Genomic DNA, 18,372 nt, shown 5'->3' on the forward strand with positions numbered 1-18,372 from the left:
TTGTTTCTTTAACTTTTCGCTTTAACCATTTTTCCGAATACCGTTCTTATCAAGTTATGGATCATTGTTCGTTCCTGCGGTGCAATCCCAGCCAGGTAAATCAATCCCAAGTAGAAGAGAATGGTAATGGTAAAAAAAGGAGCTAGGTGCCATATGCTGCTGTTTAATGTAAGCTGCTCATAGATCAAACGTGCAGCCAGAAAAAGGACAACCGATGGTATTAATGGGGTTAACACAATGTCTTTCAGGAAAGTAGCTATTGAAAAGGCCGTCAAAGAATGGAAAAAATAGACCCTGAAGAAACTGGCAACAAATTCTAGTGCAACCGTACTTATCATAACGGATTCAGGCGGATAGCCAGCCTTCAATGCGAAATAACTTATCGGGACGGTCAATATTTGGATGGTGCCTACGACAAACTGGTATCGCTTGATATTTCCGATGGCTTGTGTGGCAGCCATGATTCCCATACTGAATTGCTGTGTCAGGTTAAGCACCAGCATGTACCTGCAAAACGCTGTCGTATGGGCAGGCACATCGCCCAGCCAAAATTCCAGTACTTGTGGCATAGCGATAAACATGGGGATTGAGACGATCGCATTGAGGTAAAACGAAAATTTGCCGGCAAATACAGATAGCCGAAGCATCCGCTGCCGATTGCCGGCTCCTTCACTTTTCATCATTTGAGGACGCACAGTTTTCATCATCGTCATGGAAAGAAATGACATTTGATTGTTTACCTGATTAGCAATGGAGTACGCAGCATTCATAACGGTCGAATAAAAAAGGTTTAGGACCACTCCCACGCCCTGACTTCTGGATAAGCCGCAGATAATGCCGAACAGATTCCAGCCTGCAAACGCTCCCATTTCCTTGATTAATCTCCGATCATATACCTGTAACGCGCGTACCGAGCATTCTTTGTACTTCTTACGACAATAGACTTGTTTGATCGCCCGGAGGAGAATCGTGCTAACCATGGTGAGAAAGCCGTAGACCACCAATTTATCTTGGAGTACAAAAGCGAGGAGCACGGCAATCGCAAGTTTCAAAACGCTTTCCAGGATATTGACTAATGCCACGAACGCCATGTTTTCGTGGGCGTTAATCACTGCATCATATGGAACTGAAATGATTGAAATAAAACTTGCAATCACCGTAAAATGAAAAATTAACCTGGCGGCGGATAACCTATCGGGAGCAATGTTCAATTTTGTTTCCAGGAGAAATATTCCAACTAGTTCAAAAATAATGACCAATAGAAAGCCGAGCAATGTATGCACAAGCATGCTATTGCCCAAAATGCGTTTGATCATATCCATATCGCCAGAACCCATATTGAACGAAAGATAACGTTGCGTGGAGGTGGTCATAGCAGCATTGAGAAACGACAGCATCGCAACAACGCCGCCTACAAGATTGTATAGCCCATAATCACTGGCACCCAGGTTGCCTAGAATCAACCGCGTAGTATATAGGCTGATGCCAATAGTGATCAGCATTCTTCCATAAAGAATGGCTGTATTAAAAACAATCTTGTTCCCCGGCTTCATCTCTTACGCTTACATTATCCCGCCAAATGCTCCCATTGCGTTTTATGGTCTTTACGGAAGGTTTCCAAGTCAGAGGCAACCATCTCCTTACAAAGCGCGGGAAGATCATATTCTGGTTCCCAACCCAGTTTGGTTTTCGATTTGGTTGGGTCGCCGATGAGCAGTTCTACTTCGGTTGGGCGGAAGTAAGCGGGGTCTACGCGCACTACCTCCTGGCCTACCGCTAGGGAAAATTCGGAATTGGATATAGATTTTATCACTCCCTTTTCGTCTACGCCACTACCGCTGAACTCGACTTCCGCGCCTACCTCTGCAAAGGCCATTTTCACGAAATCGCGCACGGGTGTGGTTATTCCTGTGGCAATCACGTAGTCTTCGGGGTTTTCTTGTTGCAAAATCAGCCACATAGCCCTTACATAGTCCTTGGCATGGCCCCAGTCCCGACGGGCGTCCAGATTGCCGAGAAACATTTTTTTCTGTAGACCCAGTGCGATTGCGGCGACCGCCCGTGTGATTTTTCGGGTGACGAATGTCTCGCCACGCAAAGGGCTTTCGTGATTGAACAAGATGCCGTTACAGGCAAACATACCGTATGCTTCCCGGTAATTCACCGTAATCCAGTATCCATATAGCTTGGCCACGGCATAGGGGCTACGCGGATAGAAGGGGGTGGTCTCACTTTGAGGGACGGCTTGCACCAAGCCGTATAATTCGGACGTTGAAGCCTGGTAGATGCGTGTCTTTTTCTCCAACCCCAGTATCCGAATGGCTTCGAGTATGCGGAGCGTACCGATACCATCTGCATTGGCAGTGTACTCCGGGGTGTCAAAGCTAACTTTGACATGGCTCATAGCCGCAAGATTGTATATCTCGTCCGGCTGCGTTTCCTGGATAATGCGGATGAGATTCGTGCTGTCCGTCATGTCACCGTAATGCAACTTGAACCGAACATTTTCGTCGTGCGGATCTTGATAGAGGTGGTCAATACGGTCCGTATTGATGAGGGAAGAGCGGCGTTTGACGCCATGTACCATATAGTCCTTTTCGAGGAGCAATTCTGCTAGATAAGCGCCGTCCTGTCCATTTATTCCGGTAATGAGTGCTGTTTTCATATTTCTTTTTTAGCTTTTTTATTGTGGACTTATTGTCTATCGTTCTGCATAGGTGTTTTGAAGATAATCGTGATACGCGCTAGCGATTCCATTTTCCAGCGCCGTACGGTGTTGCCACCCTAGACTATGAAGCATACTAACGTCCATGAGCTTGCGGGGCGTGCCATCTGGTCTGCTGGTATCGAACAACAGGTCGCCATCATACCCAACTATCCTTTTGATCAATTCGGCTAATTCCTTGATAGTTAAATCTTGGCCGGTACCGACATTGATCAGCTGGCGTTCACTATAGTTATTCATCAGAAATACGCAGGCTTCGGCAAGGTCATCAGCATACAGGAATTCGCGTTTTGGCGTACCGCTCCCCCATATGGTGACGTTAGGCAGGTTTGCTTCTTTGGCCTCATGGATGCGGCGGATGAGCGCTGGTAATACATGTGAATTTTCTGGGTGGTAGTTGTCACCTATGCCGTAGAGATTGGTTGGCATCACGCTGATAAAATCGCATTGGTATTGGTCACGGTAAGCCTCACACAACTTAACTCCTGCAATTTTGGCGATAGCATAAGGCTCATTGGTAGACTCTAAGGGGCCTGTCAAGAGGTATTCCTCTTTTAATGGCTGTGGTGCCATTTTCGGGTAAATACAACTGCTTCCTAAGAAAAGTAATTTTTTTACTCCATGTTGGTAAGCGGCATGGATGACATTCGTCGCCATGATCAGGTTGTCATAGATGAAATCTGCCCGGTAGGTATTGTTTGCCACGATCCCACCTACTTTGGCGGCCGCAAGAAAGACGTATTCAGGACGTTCTGCCGCGAAGAAATTATTTACAGCATCTTGATTACGCAAATCAAGTTCTTCAGAAGTCCGTAGGAGGAGGTTGGTGTGGCCCGTATTTTCCAAATAACGTTTGATGGCACCGCCAACCATTCCTCGGTGACCTGCGACGTACAATTTGCTTGTTGTATTCATACTGTGTCTCGTGTAGTAGTTTGCTTTTTGGTTGATTTCATGCAGTGGTTTTAATTAACTTTTTGCCCAAAATTTCCACCAAGGTTGTTTATTTTCATCCTCATAGTATCCGTAACCATAGCTGCTTCCATAACCATAACCATATCCTCCTTTTGGGTCGATATCATTGACTAAAATGGCCAGCTGACTCATTTTCTGATTCCGGTAAAGGTCTTCGACAATCTGTAACTGCGCTTTATGTGTGTAGCCAAGTCGAACTAGATACAATGTCAGGTCGGCATGTCGGCTCAGTAACTGAGCATCTGTAACTAAACCAATTGGCGGAGCGTCGATGATGACATAGTCAAAATGGTCAGTTAGATGCTCCATCAGCTCGTCGAGTCTGTGACTAAGTATAGTCTCTGCCGGATTAGGTGGAATGGGGCCGGATCCGATAAGCAATAAATTTTCATGTATTCCGGAAGCTGCATAGATTTCTCCAGGCATTAGCTTTGTGTTGAGGACATAGTTGGTGAAGCCAATCTTATTAGCATGATTCAACTTTTCAGAAAGATTGGGTTTACGAAGATCCATTTCCATGAGTACGACCTTTTTGCCTGTCATGGCCAAGATGGTGGCTAGGTTTAGCGCAACAAATGATTTGCCTTCCCCGCTCATACTGGATGTTAGCAGAATCGTCTTTTGTTTGGGATCGGTCAGATAAAATGCAAGATTTGTTCTTAACGTACGGAATTGTTCAGCAATAGCCGAACGGGAGTGCTTACTGACAACAAGTGGTTCTTTATGTCGACTGCGGATAATTTCGCCGATTATAGGAGTCGATGTTTGTTTTTTGATGTCAGTCCGGTTTTGGAGCTTCGTATTCAACACATCCTGAAAGTAGATGAGGGCTGAAGGAATGATGAGCCCGATTAAAAGGCCGGCTAATAGGGTCGCCGTACGCTTGGGACTAAAGGGCGAAGCTGCGGCTTTCGGTGGATCGATAATCCTACTGTTCGAAACGGTAGCCGTCTTGCTAATAGCGGTTTCTTCTCGCTTTTGTAGGAGATACAGGTATAGCTCATGTTTGATTTGCTGCTGGCGGGAAAGGTCAAGGAAGATACGCTCAGTAGCCGGTACGTGCTTCACTTCCGATTCGAGTTCTCTTGTTTTTCGTTCGATGTCGGATTTCGTGATATTCAACCTACTTTGCGTGCTACGCAGATTGGCAAGCATATCATGCCGTAAGGTGCTAAGCTGCTGATCCAAATTAATGATTGTTGGATTGTTTGGGGTAGCACTTAGTAATCTTCGACCACGCTCTAATAACACTTCGTTATAACGCGTGATTAGATCGTTGAAAACCACGTCATTGGTCGACACCGCATTCGGCAGCACGCGTTGGTTGGTTTCGTCGTTGAGGTATTCCTCAATATCAGCTAAAATATTGAGCTGGGTTTGCACTTCACTCAACTGGTTGACATATACACTTGAGTTTTCCAGCAATATCTGCGCCTGCGTAGACATATCTGCTAGATTTTCGTGCTGACGAAAGCTTTGAATCTCCTGTTCGATAGCATCTAACTCCTTCTCAACAATGCCGAGTCGATTGTCGACAAAAGCTATCGTACTATCTGCAATGATGTTTTTATGGATTAAGTCATTTTCCATATACACTTCAATGACTTTGTTGAGGATTTCTTCTCCCCGATTCCGTAGCGGATAGTCGAAACTGAGGTCTATCACTGAAACTAAATTGTTTTTTATAGATACGCCGAGTCGCCCGATGAAATTGCTCACGCGGCTGTCAAATTCAGCTATCCTTACTTTATAAGTTTGCTGACTGTCCTTGTCGGTTAATTCAGTACGATTGATAATCACTTGACCAATCCTCGGCAAATCAATTATTTGTCCAAAAGTAAAATCCACGGAAAAGGATTCATTTTGAAAAATTTGCCCTCCCGTTTTACTTAATATTTCTACGGTAAACACGCCGCCTCGCACGGAGTCTTTTCGTGATAACAGCTTAATGTCAAGTGGATTAGGGTATACTTCAACGTCACGTACGGTTCCTGGTCGGAAGATAGTCACCTGTTCATTGAGGTCGCTTATGACCTGCTCCATTAGATACCGGGTTTTGATGATTTCTGCTTCGTTATCCACTGAGCTTGGACCTCCTAGCAGTGTGCCAAAACCCCCTCCAAACGCACTTTGTTCCGTCGAGAGCGGAGAGCCTGCTTTTGAGCCATTAACCATAACTTTAGCCTGTATTTTATAAACGGGCGTACTGTACCTCAACTGCATATACGCGATAAACAGACCAAGTAAGGTACATAAGACAAACCAAATCCAATTTTGTCTGTATCGATCTACCGTTTCGAGAAAGCTATTGGTTGCTGGCCGTCCGGTTTGTTCAAGTCGTTCTTCGTATGATTCCTTCACAGTAAATCTATTTTTAGACTATAACCGAGTAATTGCCAGGGTAATAACGGATAATGCCGAAAGAGCAAGAGACACGATTTGAAAAGTGGCTGCGTTATTCGCGTTCGCTCTGCTGCGTGTAGGTTCAACATATACGACATCGTTCTGTTTAAGGTAAAAATAGGGAGACGTGAATGTACTGTAATCGTTCAAATCAAAACGTACGAATTCCTTTTTGCCCTTGATGTCCCTGATCAGCAGAACGGTTTGCCTCTTGCCGTAAATTGTCAAATCTCCTGCCATCCCAATCGCGTCTAGCAGCGTGACCTTTTCATTAGGCACCGTATAGGTAGCCGGTTTAGAGACCTCACCAATCACCGTAATTTTAAAATTAGCGAACCGGACTTGCACAGTGGGGTCATTGAAATATTTCGCGGCCGCGTCGCCGATGAGTGTGCGTACCTCCGGTGTAGTTAGCCCAGCGACCTTGAGTGTACCCAGCATGGGCAGTGTAATTTGGCCTTCTTCATCCACCAGATAGCCGTTTGGCGCATTACTATTGGCTACCGGGGCGGGATTCCCGGCATCGGCAGTTCCACCCGACAATCGATTAATGGCTGTTGTTGTTCCCCCGTCAATCGTTTGAATGGTGATATGTAATATATCATCGACTTGAACAACTGGTTCCCGGTACTCAGGCAGCTGGATTGTTGGGTCGTCAGCCGGTATATTGCCAAAATAAACCGTTTTCTTGGTGGATACGCAAGCACCTAACGAGACAGTGGTTAACAGGATGAGTAGGAAAATTATTTTGTTTTTTCTTATCATGTTATTAAAGCACTATTTTTTATTGGATTTTTTTTAAACGCACCGTGTGCCTCCCCGCTGAGCACAAACTTTTCAATAGCAGTAAGGTGTTTCTGATGATGTAGATCGGTGCCTACAAAATCTACCATGCCCCGCTTCAACAGGTATTGTGCGGCTTTCTTAACTTGGGGATTATAATAGCCTGTGGGTGAAAGTATGTTCATCTGAAACAGGCATCCGAGGCGCTTGAGCTGCTCATAGCGCCCTAGGTGGCCATGATAAAAGAGATACCGCTCGGGGTGGGCTAGTACAGGCTTGTAACCGTGTACCTGCAACTCAAAAATAATACGCTCAATACGTGCATTCTCGGCAATATATGACATCTCGATGAGCACGTGATTGCCAGGTAACGTCATGAGTTTTTTTCCATCGGTAAAGCGTGTTTCGAAGGTGTCATCCACCATGTATTCAGCCGCCGCTTCCAATTGTACGCCAGGTGGCAGCTGTTGCCTCAACCGGTCTAGCGCAGATTGAATGGTAGCAGCGGTATTAGGATACAGTTCCATATAGATATGGGGGGTAGCATAAAAATGGCGTAAGCCCAATGCTTCCAATCGGTCGACGTACGTCAAGGACGTTTCGACATCTGGGCTACCATCGTCTATGCCCGGCAACAGGTGGGAGTGTATATCCACACCTAACCAGTCTAGGCTGGTGTGATTCTTTGCTTTATTCAAAAACGTAAACATCCCGGTAATCAATAAACGAAATTTTGTTGCTTGTGTGTCACTTCAGCGGCTAAGGAAAAGATCGTGTTAATAGGCGTTTTCCTCACCGGTAAGCACGTTAATGATGGTTAGAAAGACGATGCGTACATCCAGCATCGACGTCCAGTTTTCTAAGTACCAGAGATCATGGGCTACGCGCCGTTCCATCATACGGGGCTCGGTGGTCTCACCGCGGTAACCATTGACCTGAGCCCAGCCTGTAATACCGGGTTTGAGAAACTGCCTAGCCATATATTGATTAATCATCGAACGGTATTGCTCGGTGTGCTTGAGCATGTGCGGGCGGGGGCCTACCACGCTCATATGACCTTGCCATACATTGAAAAATTGTGGTAATTCGTCGAGACTGGTCTTTCTAAGAAAGCGACCGATACGCGTAACGCGATCGTCATCGCGAGTGGCCTGTCGCTTATCACCGTCAGCATTTACCCGCATGCTGCGAAACTTGTAACAAAGAAAAGATTGATTGTCGCGCCCGCTTCGCTGTTGCTTGAACAGAACCGGACCACGACTTTCCATTTTGATAAGTAAAGCTATTATCGGATAAAGCCAGCTAAGTATAAAGACGATGACTGCGGCGCTGAATGCCAAATCGAACAATCGCTTCTTGAAACGGCCTTCGATATCGTACACAGGTTCTTGCCGTACACTGATGACAGGCACGGGGCCAAGGACACTGATGCTGTACGGTACTTTATCTTCACGAGTCAAATCAGGTACAAGTTTCACCCGAAGGCAGTAGCGTTCTCCTTCTTCCACCAAGATAGCTGCTTGAGCGATGCGGTGGGGAGGAAGAGAGACATAGACTTCCTGGATTCCCTCGGTAATTGCTCGCTGGAATTGTTTTCGTGTGGCTTCGGCGATTTCTCCTCGATCGGTGAAGAGTTGGTCGTCACGCTCCGTTAAGTATCCTTCGAAGTGGTAGTTGCGTTCGTGTGCCCGGAAATAGTTTGCCAGACTGCGTCCACCCTCGTTTTTGCCTATAATGGCTACCGTCTTGCGGATATGGAAATGCCGCAATAACAAGTGTTGGATGTATGTGCCAACTAAGCGGCTAAATACCAGGCAGATCGCCAGCAGGAGATAGAAGCCAATGAGAAATGCGCTGGCATCAATTCCTTCGCCATGAGCGAGCAATAGGTATACGGAAAATAATATGCCATGCAGCATCACCGCGCGTAATGTCGCGCGATAGATGTTTTCTAAACTCTCCATTGTTGTCTGTAAATACAGACAGAAAATTCCGCCTGAGAGTAACCAGAGCAAGTTGGCCACAGGCAGGTAGTACCGATATAGCGTTGTGGTATCCGCATAGAAATATATATGGGTGATTTCACCCGCAACAACGAATGCTGCGTTTAAAAAGAGCAAATCAGTGAAGGCTAATACAAATTTCAGAAGGAAAATGTAGCGCGTTTGCATGTTTTTGTTACTAAAACGGTAGAACCAATTGTCTTTAGTACTAGTAACGTCAATAATAGCGTGTTTGGTGTTAAAATATTATTAACGTTTTGTTTGTTTTGTTAGTGATTCTTTGAAAGAACCGGTAGATGAATTAGGAACTTTTCAAAAAACATGCCATTTATTCCTAAATGGAATTCAAAAAAAACGAAAAGGTATAATTTATGCTTTGTTTTAGGGTTTTACGTCGAATTTTGGGGTGTTTAATATATTTTTTTAGCTATAGGTTTAAAATATTGATTGGTTATCTGCGTTGTTTTTGAGGCAACCCGATGAGCGACGGCACTACGGTTCCTAACCGTCCTATCAAGACGGTCAGGTTAGCAAGTCAGGAAACGCTCGAACAGCCAATATAGGGATGCTTAAAACAACCCCATCTGCCCTTTGTCGTCTACCCGTATATCATCGGGGTTGGTGATTTCAAAATCGACCTTGGGGCGCTCCTTGGTTTGCTGGATCTCTTCATCCTGCGATTTGCTTGGCTGGTTGTCAGGCTCGATGGCGTTGTCTTCTGCCGTAATCGGCTGATCTGATGGAGTTTCATCGCTAGCTGTATCCTCAACTACAGATTGGTCAACGTCGGTGTCCGCTTCTTTTTCTTCGGATTGAATTTCCGTTACAGGTTCGTTATCCGATATTGCAGGACGAATTTCCTCGGCTTCGACAGTCATTAATACCACCTTTTTTACTTCATGCGGGCTCAATCTATTACCTTGTGCCTTCATGCCTTTTACATCGATGAGTTCAGTAAGATTCTGCTCCATGGTTTCGGGTGTTCGCGATTTACCTTTTAATACGTCAAGGCTGACCACAGGGGTCACTGCGTTGGTGATGAGCAGCAACTTGGAGCCCGGTTCATCATTGATGATGGTGGTGCGTTTGCCAATCGGAATATCCTCGAAGGAAAAGCGCTTTACATAGTAAATGCCCGTCTTGCCGTCGCGATGTATAACGCTATAAACCTGATCTGGGCTGTACTTTTCAATGCGGAGCAGCTTATCATCAAAGTGATTACTCAGGTCAAAACTCGTTAATTCATAGGTGCCATCGGTCATTACAGTGAGGATTTTGTCGTCGCCATCAAATTCTCCAAGGTATTTGCCTCGACTATCGGCATTGAGTCGCTTGAGCACATCGTCAAACCAAAGCTTCCGACCAGATAGGGTGGAAACACCTTTGCTTTTGAGAACGATTTTTTTGATTGGATATTTCGTTACGATATTGCCCTGAGAAGCACGGCCTTTGATAGCAACTTCGGCGAAATCCAAATCAAGTTGTAGTTTGCGGAGTTTGGAATGGGGTTTGAGCTGCACGGTCACTACTTCGGCCTCGCCATTGGGGTTGGCTGTGAAGTACAGTACTTTGGATCCTTTTTCACCTTTGGTTAGATCGTATTCCTTGTCGCGCGTAACGCCCAGTATAGAAAAACGTTTCAGGTACGAGGTACCTGATTTCCCGTCCCGGTAGATCAGGTTATATACTGTACGGTCATCCGCTTTTTTGAATACCGCGACGTGAATGATGTCTTTCCCTACAAATACTTTGTCTTGGATTTTGGTGACCATGCATTTGCCGTCGGCACGGAAGACAACGATATCGTCGAGGTCTGAACAATCGCCTACATATTCGTCTTTTCGCATGCCCGTGCCAATGAACCCATCCGCTCGGTTCACATAGAGTTTCACATTGGCAAGGGCAACTTGAGAAGCTTCGACACGGTCAAATGCCCGCAATTCTGTTTTTCGTTCGCGGCCTTTTCCATATTTCTCCTTTAGCCTTACAAACCAATCGATTGCATAGTCGGTAAGATGGCGGAGGTGGTGGCGTACCTTTTTTATCTCTCCCTCCAGCGCTGCCATCTGTTCATCCGCCTTTTTGACGTCGAAGCGGGTGATGCTACTCATGGGTTTTTCAATGAGCTTCTTGTAGTCTTCCGGTAATATTTCGCGGTAGAACTGATCGAAAAAAGGCGTGAACAGTCGAGTAAGCACCTGCACGACGGTTTCAAAATCGCCTGAATTTTCATAGTCGGGATGTTTGTACATCCCTTCCTGGATGAATATTTTAAGCAGGTTGCTGAAGAAAATCTTTTCCTGTAGTTCGTTGAGACGGATTTCGAGCTCTTGTTTGAGCAAAGCCTTCGTCTGTTTGGTGTTTTCGATGAGCACATCATTTACACTCATGAAATGAGGCTTATCATCCCGGATAACACACGTATTGGGCGATATGGATACTTCACATGATGTGAATGCATACAATGCATCGATGGTCACGTCGGGCGAGATACCAGGAGCAAGATGGATAATGATTTCAACACTTTGCGCCGTATTATCCTCGATTTTCTTAATCTTGATTTTGCCTTTTTCATTGGCAGTTACCACACTATCAATCAAACCACCGGTTGTTGTGCCATAAGGGATTTCTGTGATAGCGAGGGTTTTCTTGTCGCGCTCTTCGATTTTGGCCCGTATTCGTATTTTACCGCCGCGTTGCCCTTCGTTATACGCCGAGCAGTCGGCCAAACCACCCGTGAGGAAATCGGGGAGGAGGTTGGGCCGCTCACCTCGTAGCACCTCGATGGATGCGTCGATCAACTCAATGAAGTTATGCGGCATGATCTTGGTAGCCAGTCCGACAGCGATACCCTCTGCACCCTGGGCCAGCAGCAATGGAAACTTGACTGGCAAAGTAACGGGCTCACGATTTCGTCCATCATAGCTTAATTGCCACTCCGTCGTGTCTGGATTAAATACCACATCGTTGGCAAATTTGGAGAGGCGCCCTTCGATATAGCGTGGAGCTGCAGCCGAATCACCCGTAACCGGATCTCCCCAGTTACCTTGGCAATCGATGAGCAGATCCTTTTGTCCGAGCTGTACCATAGCGTCACCGATGGAAGCATCCCCGTGCGGATGATACTTCATCGTATTGCCGATTACGTTGGCAGCCTTGTTGAACCGGCCATCGTCCATTTCCTTTAGCGAATGTAAAATACGGCGTTGTACCGGCTTGAATCCATCATTGATGTGCGGTACGGCTCGGTCAAGGATGACGTACGAGGCATAGTCCAAAAACCAGTTTTCGTATAATCCCGATAAAAGGACAGATTGACTATTGCCTGTTTGTTGGTTTTCAGTGCTATTGTTGCTGTTTTCTTCGGGTATGGGGTTCGTTTCGTCGCTCATGTAATCCTAGTAGCTAGTATCTCCACTAATTGCGAACCAAACTTAGGCAAAGTTGAATTTTTTCGCAAACCTAATTTTTCAGGTACAAATGGCTTCACCTTTTCCTGAAAATAGCCAGCTTACCCTCGCCTGAGATAAATTCAAAACCCTGCTCCGTAAGGAACGCCGATACGATCGGGTCGGTCGTTAACAGCACCACCCAGTCGGGGATTTGCTGATCCGCTTGCCGGTCGATCATCGTGCTGTTGGATACGATGAGCACATCATATCCGGCGTATGGCGGGATGTCCATCACGAATTGTAGCGAATATCGGTTTACCGTATAGGTATGTTGCGCAGCACTTATTTTCTCCCCGTCGTTATCCCAGGCCGTAACCCTACGTTCGGCACTGTCGTACACCAACAAGAAATCCAGCACGCCATAACCACACCCCAAGTGCAGGAACCGGCCATTTGCTGGTAGGACCCGTAAAAGCCGGTGATAGCATGCTTTGTTGATGTTGAAAACAGCTTTTACTTCGCGCTGGATAGATTTTGGTTTATAAACGTAGTTGAAGGCGATTTTTCGCCAGAAATAATCGGCAGTTTCCCGTTCATTGCGCAACGCCCTGAACTCCGCCTTGAAATGGGCGGCTATTTTTTTCGTCCGCTCGGAATAGGTATTGCCGAATCTAACATCGTTATGTTTGATTCTTGGGAGAAACTTCATCGTAATCGGGCCGGGCTTTAGCATGTTGTCGTTTTTGGGCAGGGAATGTGCGTTGCCATGGATCAAAACAGGAAGAATATCCAGTTTTAACTGCTCGGCTAGGTAAAAGGCACCTTTGTGAAAGCGTTGGATAGCGGTGGTCATAGACCGGGTACCCTCAGGAAATACAATGATGGAATACCCTTGCCTGACTTTTTTGCGTAACTTTTCCAGACTTTCCGGTTGATTTTCCGTGGCTGGGTGAGCGCCTACCATGCGCATGGCATGGCCAAAGAAAGGCGAACGTAACTGGCGGTCGTTCATCATGAAGATCTGCATGGGATGCAAAAGTCCCATGGTGGGTGTATCCAAGATGGATGTATGGTTGGCAATGATCATTACGGGTGGATCATAATTGGAGGGGGCCTTTCCGATCACGTTCATGCGAATACCTGGTGTGCGGTACATGAGGTTATGGAAAAACAACTGCAATACCCGGTGAAACACCTTGAATTTCTTCTTTTTACCTACAGGGATGATGGGAATAAGCAACCGCGCCAGCAGGCTTACGGTTAATCCGCCTAGAAAGAAATAGCCAAAGGTAAGACCAGTTAGGAGAAGATTGATGATACGCCACGGTGTATTCCCCTTATCCTGTGGCCCACTGATAAAAAGACGGAAAAGCCAAGGCTGTATGGAAAAAGACATCAATACCACCACCAATAGACCAATAAGAGGTATGATCGAAATAGACTGAATAGCAGGGTGCTTGGCGAAAATCAAGATGCCGAAACATAGGATGGTTGCCAAAGCAGACATGACCACACCGGATTTATATGCTGGCATATCCCTGCTGCCGTAGGTGTATTGTTCCAGTAATCCCTTAGTCATAAAGATGGAGTAATCAACACCCAATCCGAAAATCAGTGTGGTGATGATGATGTTGAATGCATTGAATTGTATGCCGAACATGCCCATCAGGCCCAAGGTGACCAGCCAGCCCAGAAAAATGGGAATATTAGTGACCAACGTGAGCTCCAAGCTGCCAAAAAACAGGAAAATAACCACAAAAACAGCTATCGACGCGATGAAAAACAGTGTGTTGAAATCAGCTTCTAAATTACTAAGCAGTTTTTCCTGTAAGTGTTTGCGGTCGATGGCAAGTACGCCGCCATCTTCATCGGAGAGTGACTGGATTAGCGGGCTGGTGTCACCATTTTCGATCTTCACAACCGTAGTGATGGTTGTGAGATTTTTTCCTGACGCGATGAATTCATCTAAAAACAAGGTGTTTAGTAAATTTTGGTCGGTTGTGTTCAGTGGGGAAAATGGCTGTGATAGCTTCTCAAAAAAAGGCTCGAAGGTGTTTTCCTTAAAGCCGACCTTCTGGCCTTCGCTGACGAGTTGCTCCATCAGTCGCTCTTTTCTAGCTGCCGCCCAAAACCGGTTCCATCGATTGATCCGTTCCCGTTGCTCAGCCACGGGGAACGCGACGCTTCCGACTGACTGAAAGCCAAGAATGGTGCGTTGGGCCTCCTGCTGTTCCAATTGCTGGAAGAGTACGGCATTCCGGGCTAAGGCGTCGTCATAGGTGTCGCCGTATGCAACGAGGTAGATTGACTTTGCGGAGTAGTCGGTGAGGGTATCGAGCCGTTGTTCTGCTTGCCTGAGGTGTTTGGGTTGGTAGTTCAAAGCAGCTAGGTCGTCATTGAAGCCAACCCGCTGGAAGGTAAAGAGGCTGATGAGTGTACAGGCGATACCAACAAATAAAATCCATTTGTTTCGGCTGAAGTCATACCGGGCAATGGCATCGACGAACGTGTTTTGCCGTACTGCGATTCCCTTGCGGGGCGAATATACCTGTGGTATGAAGATGAGGGCAAAGAGGGCAGCTCCTAATACGCTGACAGCCGCGAAAATACCGAGGTCTTTCAATACGTCAGAGTGCAGGAATAGCAGGCAAAGGAAATCGACAGCGGTAAAGACCGCACACATGAGTAGCGGCTTGGTCGTACTTTCAAACAGCCGTTTCACGTCGCCCGTGCCGCGGTAGTGGCTCAGGATGTGCAGCGAGTAATCCAGTGTGAGACCCAATAACACGGAGCCGATGCCAATAGATATGGCAGAAATCGTGCCCTTGAGCCAATACAAGGCTGCTACACCTAGGAGACTTCCGAACACGGCCGGGAAAAGGATAATCAACGGTATGGTTGCTCGTCGATAGAAATAGATGAACAACGCGACCAATGCAACGAGTGCGATGGACAGCGTGACGCGGATATCTTGCTTGATTTGCTCGGCGTTGGCGACCGCCATGGCCGTAGCACCGAAATATTCGGCGGAGGCACGGCCGTTAAAGTCGACGTTTAATTCCTTGATGGTTTGTCCAAGAATCTTGATGAATGCTGTGTTTTGGGAAGTTTCGCTCGGACCTGATGCCGTTGTAATGAACGCCAGTAGATTTTTTCGGCCTTGGGCAATAAGGTATCCGTCTTCCAGCGTAACCAAGCCGTTGGATTGCAGGCGCTGGAATTTTCGCAACCCCATGTAGGATAGGCCGAGTGGGTCTTGCCGCCAAAGCGGTATCGTAATCAAGCTCTGGGGGGCCGTAATGGCTTGGTAAGCTTCGTTAACATTCGCTGCAATGGAATCGGGTTGAAGTAGGGAGTCAATTCTTTGATAGTCGTCATCGTCTAGAAAGAGCGGCAGATTGCGGCTCACTAAATCCATTAGGTCGGTGAGCTGGTCTTCTTCCAGCCGTACTTGGAGCCGCTGGATATAAGGAGCGGCTTTCCTTTCGATGGTCGTTGCAAACGCATCGGCATATTCCTGTAATGCCGCGATGTTGTCTTCCTGCGATGTGGATATGTTGATGATGGTCTTATCAGCAAACTTAACCGATTGCAAGACATCATTGATTTGTTCCGAACCTTCACCTGCAGGGATAAGTTTAGTAATATCCTCTTCAAACCGAATGCGGCTGGCCCAATAGGTGAGCACGATGAGGACTAACGGAATGGAAAAGTAGAAAGCGGCTTTATGCTTTTGAAAGTAACGGTATATGGAATAGAAAAACGAAGCCAATGGGTGCGTAATTATTTCTGGCAAAGGTAGCAGATTTTTGCGACCGACCCATGCTGTTTGCCAATAGCGGTATCCATCCCTTTCCCTTCCAGATTGAGTTAGGGCTTGTTTGATAATAATATCATATTACCCAAGTATAAACAGATAATCAATAGAAGTTTAATAGCGGTAATACCCTTGTTAACCATTTATTAAACTTTTGTAAATACCATGTTTAATCTATGTAAATATGAACGAAGAATCAATTGGATGTGGAAGGAGTGGCAAATGGAGTGCGAAGCACTAAAGAGTACGGAGGCGATCTCGTCGTATCAGTATGAAATAGCTTGTAAAACCAACAATTCCGGCGCTGATCGTTGCTAACGCCAGGCTGCCAAGAATATATTCGAAGAGGTGTTGCTGGATAAATGTACGGTACGTGCTGACTTCACGCCATTGAAAGGCTTGGTGGGCAACAGAACCTGTAAGGGATGCGCCAATTTGGATGCAGGCAAAGATGATGAACGGGATGAGTGGTGGCAGGCTTACATTCGAGAAAGCGAAAGCAATCAATTTATTGAGCCGTAGCACCACGGCAAAAAACAGCACGATGACGGTTTGAAAGCCCCAAAATGGCGATAATCCGACGAATACACCCAAAGCCGCGGATGAAGCTTTTTTCTGAGGGGAGTCTTCGCTATGCAACAGATCTTCAAAAAAAAAACGCTTGAATCCTTTTTTTTTGAAGGTGCGGAAATAGTCGCGGGGGCGGATATAAAACAACGTAACCAATACCAACCAGGTATTGAGGATACTGATACGGGTAAAGTCGCGGAATGGCCGAAAGTGGGATACCCGATCGACAGGATCGTAGTGCACGCTTATCGGGATATTCCGTATAGCAATACCTCGCCACGCTGCTTTGACAATTACTTCTATTTCGAACTCAAACTTCGTTGTATAGAAGCGGGTGTTTTGCAGCTTTTTTAGTGGATATAGCCGGAAGCCAGACTGCGTGTCTGAAAGCGCGATACCGGTTTCGAACCGGAACCAAAAATTGGAAAACCGGTTGCCGAAGCTACTGCGGCCAGGGATGCCGGCCCGATTCATATTGCGGTCACCAATAAGCAATGCTGGGCCGTTTTTCTGAATGTCGTGGATAAACGCGGGAATATCTTCTGGAAAATGCTGCCCGTCCGAGTCGATCGTAATCGCATAGTCAAAGCCTTTCGTGCTTGCTTCGCGAAAAGCCCTTCTCAAGGCATTCCCTTTGCCACCGTTATGTGGCAGGTGAATAATGGTCAGGTTGTTATAATGACCTAATATATTGCGAGTAGTATCTGTAGAACCGTCGTTAACGACGATAATCTGCGAGGTATAGCTGCTAACACCGTCCAATACACGAGAAAGTGTTTTGGCATTGTTGTAGGTGGGAACGACCACGCAAGCATTGATGGATGCTAATACCTCGTTGCTGGCCATGCAGGTAGATTCATCATTTTTTTGAAAACTCTTCGAAGTACCCACTGATCATGGCTTTCAGTCCATCGTCTGCTAGCGAAGGCAGTGCTTGTTGGATAAATTGCCGGTCGTCTTCGATTTGTTGGTTATATTTCAAGAATTTAGGAAGGTGTTCCTGTACACTGAGGCGAATAAGCCGGATTTCGGCATTGTCAGGGTCATCCGCTACAGCCTGCTCGATCCATTGTACCGCTTCTTTGACCTTCGGTCCACGTTCGGTCAGCTTTTCATATCTTGCTAGAAGCGCAAGTCCCGCACCCTTGTAAGCTACCAAAACAGGCTTGTCATTTTTGGTGACATGTTCCAAAGGTTCATAAAATGCCCGTGCCTGCGCTTCCGACTTAGTCGCTTCCTTATAAAGGAGCCTGAGCGCATTGAGATCCTGCGCGTGAACAAGTACGCCACACAAAAATACCGCAAGCAGAGAAAATAGCATCTTCATAACCTATACTTTTTGGAAGACGCCGCTGAATTTAAGTGCCATAGTGTCTTCAAATGATGTCGTACTCCTGACAGAAAGCAATCCGTCTTCTTCTTCAACATCCAATTCTACCTGAATGTTTGGATGATTATCCGGATTAATGATAGCCATGAACTTGACGTTTCTGGCTTTTTTCAACACTAATGAACATTCCGCCCATTTTTCCGCCAGCTCCTTGATGATTTGCATCATGCATACACCGGGCGTAACCGGGTTGTTTGGAAAATGGCCTTTAAACACGGGATGTGTTTTGTTGATGGAAATTGATGCCGACACCTTTGGGCCATCTGCAGTAAATGCTGCTATCGAGTAAAAATCGTGGAAAAGCGACATAGGGA

Annotated in this window: 12 protein-coding genes; all 12 read right to left on the bottom strand. The window is 46.3% G+C overall.

All coding sequences use genetic code 11. The features are described from left to right. Window positions 1–8 precede the first annotated feature (8 nt). Window positions 9–1,553 (bottom strand): lipopolysaccharide biosynthesis protein, encoded by a 1,545-nt coding sequence (locus IEV98_RS07700; RefSeq protein ID WP_188505288.1) that lies wholly within the window; start codon window positions 1,551–1,553, stop codon window positions 9–11. Between the two features lie 14 nt (window positions 1,554–1,567). Continuing rightward, window positions 1,568–2,665 carry a GDP-mannose 4,6-dehydratase gene (gene gmd, locus IEV98_RS07705; RefSeq protein ID WP_188505289.1) on the bottom strand — a complete coding sequence of 366 codons (1,098 nt, stop codon included), beginning with the start codon at window positions 2,663–2,665 and terminating at the stop codon, window positions 1,568–1,570. Window positions 2,666–2,701: 36 nt separating this feature from the next. Further along, window positions 2,702–3,640, bottom strand: a complete 939-nt coding sequence (gene fcl / locus IEV98_RS07710; RefSeq protein ID WP_188505290.1) for a GDP-L-fucose synthase — start codon at window positions 3,638–3,640, stop codon at window positions 2,702–2,704. 54 nt (window positions 3,641–3,694) lie between these two features. Then, window positions 3,695–6,061 (bottom strand): GumC family protein, encoded by a 2,367-nt coding sequence (locus IEV98_RS07715; RefSeq protein ID WP_188505291.1) that lies wholly within the window; start codon window positions 6,059–6,061, stop codon window positions 3,695–3,697. An 18-nt stretch (window positions 6,062–6,079) separates the two neighbouring features. Continuing rightward, on the bottom strand, window positions 6,080–6,868 hold the full coding sequence (locus IEV98_RS07720) for a polysaccharide biosynthesis/export family protein (RefSeq protein ID WP_188505292.1): 789 nt from the start codon (window positions 6,866–6,868) through the stop codon (window positions 6,080–6,082). Next, complete coding sequence (locus IEV98_RS07725) at window positions 6,865–7,596, bottom strand: tyrosine-protein phosphatase (protein WP_188505293.1); 732 nt, start codon at window positions 7,594–7,596, stop codon at window positions 6,865–6,867. The genes IEV98_RS07720 and IEV98_RS07725 overlap by 4 nt, the downstream gene beginning before the upstream one ends. Window positions 7,597–7,662: 66 nt before the next feature. Further along, window positions 7,663–9,057 (bottom strand): undecaprenyl-phosphate glucose phosphotransferase, encoded by a 1,395-nt coding sequence (locus tag IEV98_RS07730; RefSeq protein WP_188505294.1) that lies wholly within the window; start codon window positions 9,055–9,057, stop codon window positions 7,663–7,665. 401 nt (window positions 9,058–9,458) lie between these two features. Then, the gene (locus tag IEV98_RS07735; RefSeq protein ID WP_188505295.1) at window positions 9,459–12,281 is read right to left on the bottom strand and encodes a DNA gyrase/topoisomerase IV subunit A; all 2,823 of its coding nucleotides are present in this window, start codon (window positions 12,279–12,281) and stop codon (window positions 9,459–9,461) included. A gap of 94 nt (window positions 12,282–12,375) precedes the next feature. After that, window positions 12,376–16,077: a 1-acyl-sn-glycerol-3-phosphate acyltransferase gene (locus tag IEV98_RS07740; RefSeq protein WP_188505296.1), complete on the bottom strand. Its 3,702-nt coding sequence runs from the start codon at window positions 16,075–16,077 to the stop codon at window positions 12,376–12,378. A gap of 258 nt (window positions 16,078–16,335) precedes the next feature. Further along, window positions 16,336–17,514, bottom strand: coding sequence for a DUF2062 domain-containing protein (locus IEV98_RS07745; RefSeq protein ID WP_188505297.1), 1,179 nt, complete (start codon window positions 17,512–17,514; stop codon window positions 16,336–16,338). Window positions 17,515–17,527: 13 nt separating this feature from the next. Further along, window positions 17,528–17,995 carry a hypothetical protein gene (locus tag IEV98_RS07750; protein ID WP_188505298.1) on the bottom strand — a complete coding sequence of 156 codons (468 nt, stop codon included), beginning with the start codon at window positions 17,993–17,995 and terminating at the stop codon, window positions 17,528–17,530. A 3-nt stretch (window positions 17,996–17,998) separates the two neighbouring features. Further along, window positions 17,999–18,367, bottom strand: coding sequence for an ApeI family dehydratase (locus IEV98_RS07755; RefSeq protein WP_188505299.1), 369 nt, complete (start codon window positions 18,365–18,367; stop codon window positions 17,999–18,001). Between the last annotated feature and the right edge of the window lie 5 nt (window positions 18,368–18,372).

This window comes from Parapedobacter pyrenivorans, assembly GCF_014636865.1.
In the GTDB taxonomy this organism is placed as follows: domain Bacteria; phylum Bacteroidota; class Bacteroidia; order Sphingobacteriales; family Sphingobacteriaceae; genus Parapedobacter; species Parapedobacter pyrenivorans.